Origin of the sequence: Mesorhizobium sp. M2A.F.Ca.ET.037.01.1.1, assembly GCF_003998075.1 — a bacterium.
In the GTDB taxonomy this organism is placed as follows: domain Bacteria; phylum Pseudomonadota; class Alphaproteobacteria; order Rhizobiales; family Rhizobiaceae; genus Mesorhizobium.
Genome location: NZ_RZSA01000522.1, coordinates 1 through 4,673, shown reverse-complemented (window position 1 = coordinate 4,673; position 4,673 = coordinate 1). Strand labels below are relative to the sequence as shown.

The window sequence follows — 4,673 nt, the reverse complement described above, 5'->3', positions numbered from 1 at the left end:
TCCTTCGTCAGACAGCCGGTATGTCCCACACCTCGCCAGGACGCATGGCGCGAAAACGCTCCTGCGGCAGGCCGTGCGCCTCGAGCGCCTCGGCCAGTTTTTGCGCCGGCTCCTCGACCGGCTCGTCGGTGAGGTGGAACGTGCCCCAGTGGCAGCCTGCGGCGTGAGCCGCGTTGCAGAGCTTCATGCCCTGCACGGCCTCCTCCGGATTCTGGTGCTGCGGCGCCATGAACCAGCGCGGCTCATAGGCGCCGATCGGCAGGATGGCGAGGCGAAAGCCGCCATGCTTCTGTGCCATCAGCCGGTAGTTGATGCCGTCATGGAAGCCGGTGTCGCCGGCGAAATAGATGTTGCCGCCCGCCGTTTCGATGAGAAAGCCAGCCCAAAGCGCCATGCGGCGGTCGCGTCCGCCGCGCGCCGACCAATGATGCGCCGGCTCGACATGGATGGCGGCGACCCCAGCGTCGATCCTGTCGCCCCAATCATGCGCGCTGAGCCGCATGCCGGGCACGGCGCGGTGGATGATGGCGTCGTTGCCGAGTGGCGTGATGATGCGTGCGTCGTGATTCTCCTTCAGCCGCCTCAGCGTGGCGAGGTCGAGATGGTCGTAGTGGTTGTGGCTGATCAGGACCAGGTCGATCGGCGGCAGGTCGGCAAAGGCGATGCCCGGCGCATTGACTCTTCTGGGGCCGGCGAAGGCGAAGGGCGAGGCGCGCTCCGACCAGACCGGATCGGTCAGGATATTCAGGCCGGCGGTCTGGATAAGCAATGACGCGTGGCCGACCATTGTGAGCCTGAGCGCGCCTCCATCCACGCGACGCACCGGCTTTGCCGGCGGGTGAGGACTCGGAACGGCGGCCGGCCATCTCGCCCGCTTGCCGCTGATTTGCCATCTGAGGAGATCGCTGAAGCGCCCTGGGGGCTTGCCGCCGGGGTTGAAGAACAAGGCGCCGTCGAAATGATCGCTATGCGGGCCGCTGTAATAGCGGTTGGCGGTTCTTTTTCTCGCGGCCATTCACTCTCCCGCCGGCTCGACCCCTTCCTGAGATAAGGAAGCGCCTGCCTGGCGCAAGCATTTTGCTGGCGAATGCCAATGGGCGAAGCCCGGTTCATCTAGGATCGGGAGCGAGGCGCGATGATCATGGTCATGAAGCGAACCGGGACACCGTGGATGAAGGCCGAGGATTTCGGCCGCTCGCTGCCGCTTGGGCTGGGCGTCAATCTTTGGTCACCGACATGGCGGCGATGGAGGCCTTTTGCCGCGACGTGCTCGGGGCCAGGATCATCTACGCCGACGAGGATTTCGCGGCGATCGAGCTCCTGGGCTCGGTCTTCATGCTGCATGCCGACCATTCCTACCTCGACAATCCGATGACCGGGGTCACTTCGGGTGCCGAGACGCGCGGCGCCGGCATCGAATTGCGCCTTTACGGCGCCGATCCGGATCGGATCGAGAAAAAGGCGGCGGCGCTCGGCCATATCGTGCTGGCCGGCTCCATCGATAAGCCGCATGGCCTGCGCGAATGCTACATCGTTGGCCCGGACGGCTATGTGTTCGTGCCGAGCGCCCGGATTTAATGCCGTAAGTTCAATGGCTTGAATGACCAAGTCAAACGCCGCTCCGGCGCCGTCCGCTTGCTGCGATAAATTTGCAACATCCGACTCGAAAACCCTATTTTAACCATATCGGGTTGAAATTCTGCCACCTTCGCCATCTTGGTGGAGCGAAGATTACGCGGACGGCTCCCCCCGGCCGGATCCGACGGAGGTTTTGATGAATTTTTCGATGACCCGCCCCTTTTCGCGGAGCGGCCTCGTGGCCATGTCGCTGGCCGCGCTGGTTGCGAGCGGCTGCTCGACCTCGCGCTTCTCCTCGATGGACGACCAGCAGCCGGCGCCGCTGACGCCGGCGCCGTCCGGCACGGTGACGCAGAATCAGCTGCCGCCGCCGGCCGCTCCCGGCACCACCGATCCGTCGCAATTCCCGACCGCGCCGAAGAACACCCAAGTCGCTTCGCTGCCGCCGGACGGCACGGCGCCCGCCGGCGCCACCGATCTCACCGCGGCCAGCGTCGCCGGCGTGTGGAACGTCAATGTCTCCGGGCAGAGCTGCAAGGTGGCAACGCCGCAGACCAAGTTCGGCGCCGGCTACCGCGCCGGTCCGCTGCACTGCCCGGCGCCGATCGACGGCATCAAGTCGTGGAACGTCGCCGGCAAGCAGCTGACGCTCTACGATGAAAATGGCGGCTCGCTGGCCAGGCTCTATTCGTCAGGCGGCGAAAAGTTCGACGGCCAGACTTCCAATGGGCAGCCCATCTCGCTTACAAGGTAGGCTATGCCGATATTCAGGTGAGGCCGGCCTGCGAATGGCGGCTTCCTGTGCTTCCGGTGCTCACGTACTTAAAGTACGCTCCGCTCCGGTTCTCGGAACCCACCCTTCTCGACATGGCCTGACCTGAAACTCAACGTAGCCTGGCGGCGTCTCCTCAGAGCATTCTGCTCAAAGTAAATGATGTGAACCATGCACCTGCGTGACGGCCTCCAGACCCACGCGACCGTCAGGCAGCGCTACGACCATCTCGTCCAGAGCGGCGCTGTTGAGCGCGATCCGGCGCAGGAGCATATCGTCGCCGCGCTCGACCGGCTGATCGACGAGATCTCGGCCAAACGACTGGCACAGAAATCGAGCGCGCTGGGCTGGCTGTTCGCGGCCAAGCGGCAGCCGCGCGAGCCCGTCAAAGGCCTCTACATCCATGGCAGCGTCGGTCGCGGCAAGACCATGCTGATGGACATGTTCTTCGAGCTCTTGCCGGTCCGCCGCAAACGCCGCGTGCATTTCAACGACTTCATGGCCGATGTGCAGGACCGGATCCAGAAACACCGGCAGGCGCGCAAGGAAGGCACGGTCAGGGAGGACGATCCGATCCCGCCGGTCGCCCGGGCGCTCGCCGATGAAGCCTGGGTGCTGTGCTTCGACGAGTTCTCGGTCACCGACATTGCCGACGCGATGATCCTGTCGCGCCTGTTCTCGGCCCTGTTCGCCAATGGCGTGGTGCTGGTCGCCACCTCCAACGTGGCGCCGGAGAACCTTTACCGCGACGGGTTGAACCGCCAGCTCTTCCTGCCGTTCATCTCGCTGCTCGAGCGCAATGCGCATGTGATGACGCTCGATGCCGACAAGGACTACCGCCAGGAAAAGCTCAACCGCCAGCCGGTCTATGTCACGCCGGACGACGCTGCGGCCGAGCGTGCGCTGGACGAGGCCTGGCAGGCGATGACGCATGGCCAGCCGACGGCAGAGGTGATGCTGACGCTGAAAGGCCGCCAGCTCGTCGTCCCGCGCGCCGCCGGGGATGCAGCGCGCTTTTCCTTCGCCGACCTTTGCGAAAAGCCGCTCGGCGCGCGCGACTACCTGGCCATCGCCGGCCGTTTCTCGACGGTCTTTATCGACCATGTGCCGGTGCTGGGGGAAGGCAAGCGCAACGAGGCCAGGCGCTTCATTCTTTTGATCGACACGCTCTACGACCACCATATGCGGCTGGTGATGAGCGCCGCTGCGCCGCCGGAAGGGCTCTACACGGCCAAACGCGGCACGGAAGTGTTCGAATTCGAACGCACCGCCTCACGCCTGGTCGAAATGCAGAGCCGCGACTGGCTGGAAGGCTGGGCGGAACGGCGGGAGACGGCGCCGGTGGCGAAGGCAAGGCAGGCGCAGGTGTAGCTGCAGCCGGCCATCGCAGCGCTGTCCCCCAGCGTCAGAAACCAAGCCATCAATTCACAAGGGCGTCATCGCCGGGATGAAGCCTTCTGATTTCCACGTTCATTGTGTAAATTCTCGTCAGTCGGCTCAGGAACTTTGACGTTTACGTAATTCCCGAAGCATCTAACCGATTGAAAATACTGGGTTCAAAATAATCGTTTGAATTTTTCTTTGGCCGGCGCTAATGGGTGCGGCGAAATCTCGCGGCCTCCCGCATCCTTTCGGCCTCCCCGGCCCCGTCACGGCACCGTCACAGACAAAGGGAAAACATCCTCACATGGCACGCAACAAGATAGCGCTCATCGGGTCGGGCATGATCGGCGGCACGCTCGCCCATATGATCGGCCTCAAGGATCTCGGCGACGTGGTGCTGTTCGATATCGCCGAGGGCATTCCGCAGGGCAAGGGCCTCGACATCGCGCAGTCTTCCCCCGTCGACGGTTTCGACTCCCGGCTGACCGGCGTCAACGACTATGCCGGCATCGAGGGCGCGGATGTCTGCATCGTCACCGCCGGCGTGCCGCGCAAGCCGGGCATGAGCCGCGACGACCTTCTTGGCATCAACCTCAAGGTGATGGAACAGGTCGGCGCGGGTCTCAAGAAATACGCGCCGAAGGCGTTCGTCATCTGCATCACCAACCCGCTCGACGCGATGGTCTGGGCGCTGCAGAAGTTCTCCGGCCTGCCGACCAGCCATGTCGTCGGCATGGCCGGAGTGCTCGACAGCGCCCGCTTCCGCTATTTCCTGGCCGAGGAGTTCAAGGTCTCGGTCGAGGACGTCACCGCTTTCGTGCTCGGCGGCCATGGCGACTCGATGGTGCCGATGATCCGCTATTCGACGGTCGCCGGCATCCCGCTGCCCGACCTCGTCAAGATGGGCTGGACCTCGAAGGAGAAGCTCGACCAGATCGTG

5 protein-coding genes are annotated in these 4,673 nt (G+C 64.1%); 4 read left to right on the top strand and 1 reads right to left on the bottom strand.

The features are described 5' to 3' along the window. Window positions 1-7: 7 nt before the first annotated feature. Window positions 8-1,015, bottom strand: a complete 1,008-nt coding sequence (locus tag EOA27_RS23100) for an MBL fold metallo-hydrolase (protein ID WP_127257285.1) — start codon at window positions 1,013-1,015, stop codon at window positions 8-10. A 209-nt stretch (window positions 1,016-1,224) separates the two neighbouring features. On the opposite strand from EOA27_RS23100, the gene EOA27_RS23095 reads away from it, so the two are divergent. The 4 genes from EOA27_RS23095 to EOA27_RS23080 all read left to right on the top strand — a co-directional run. Beyond that, the gene (locus EOA27_RS23095; RefSeq protein ID WP_245491142.1) at window positions 1,225-1,578 is read left to right on the top strand and encodes a VOC family protein; all 354 of its coding nucleotides are present in this window, start codon (window positions 1,225-1,227) and stop codon (window positions 1,576-1,578) included. A gap of 196 nt (window positions 1,579-1,774) precedes the next feature. After that, window positions 1,775-2,332: a protease inhibitor Inh/omp19 family protein gene (locus EOA27_RS23090; RefSeq protein ID WP_245467318.1), complete on the top strand. Its 558-nt coding sequence runs from the start codon at window positions 1,775-1,777 to the stop codon at window positions 2,330-2,332. A gap of 189 nt (window positions 2,333-2,521) precedes the next feature. Further along, on the top strand, window positions 2,522-3,721 hold the full coding sequence (gene zapE, locus EOA27_RS23085; RefSeq protein WP_127257282.1) for a cell division protein ZapE: 1,200 nt from the start codon (window positions 2,522-2,524) through the stop codon (window positions 3,719-3,721). Between the two features lie 316 nt (window positions 3,722-4,037). After that, on the top strand, window positions 4,038-4,673 hold a 636-nt coding region (locus tag EOA27_RS23080; protein ID WP_145970484.1), incomplete at its 3' end, for a malate dehydrogenase.